Consider the following 755-nt stretch of genomic DNA (forward strand, 5'->3'; position numbering starts at 1 on the left):
GTCCTAGAGTTACCGGAATCAAAGTAATACTCCGAGCGCGGCGCTGAGTGTTACGAACATGGCACTCCCTATTATCAAGGTAATCCAGTATCTCCACGTGTTTAATGGTTTCTTCATCCTTAATATCCGGTGGTACTGCCAGAATTTCTTTTTCCCAGCATGCCAGCCGTTGGGCTGGCAATGGATGAATAGTGGGAAACCATTTTTTAAGTAAGTTTTTTAATCGTTGCTTCATTCGGAAAGATCTTCATCAGGGGGACCTAAGCGATCCAGTTCTGCCAAAATCAACGGAATTTGAGCGTCTAAATCGGCGGGTCTTTTATCTTTACTCCACCAAATAAGCGGCTCACGGCATTTATAATCCACCTTACTGACCGCCTCTTTGCCGTTTAATAAGAATTTCACCATAAAGGCCACGGCTAACCCTTTATCATTACCACTGCTTAAAAAAGCAAAAGAATAACTGCTGACGTTAGGGATAAAACCACGCCCGATAAGTTGATTGTTCTCATCCAGGCCATAAACTTTGAGGAACAGAATATTAGTTTTTTCTGCCATACCGACTTGTGGATAGCGAGCAGCATAAGCTTTGCCTTTATACCAGGTGTAGAAAATCTGTCGTTCACGGTCGATAATTAATGGGGCTTGTCGACGTAAAAAAAACATAGCCCATACAAAAGGTGGAATAATCAGTAGGTAGAGTAGCAGGAAACCTATATCAATTTTAAAATAATAGTCACTATATTCATAATAAT

At 41.1% G+C, this 755-nt stretch carries 2 protein-coding genes; both read right to left on the bottom strand.

The features are described 5' to 3' along the window. Positions 1-235 (bottom strand): hypothetical protein (locus tag EAE93_RS25775; protein WP_214040731.1); only part of this gene is annotated, 235 nt, incomplete at its 3' end. Further along, on the bottom strand, positions 232-755 hold a 524-nt coding region (locus EAE93_RS25780; protein WP_415186305.1), incomplete at its 5' end, for a hypothetical protein. The genes EAE93_RS25775 and EAE93_RS25780, both read right to left, overlap by 4 nt.

This window comes from Photorhabdus akhurstii (assembly GCF_018448925.1).
Classification (GTDB): Bacteria; Pseudomonadota; Gammaproteobacteria; order Enterobacterales; family Enterobacteriaceae; genus Photorhabdus; species Photorhabdus akhurstii.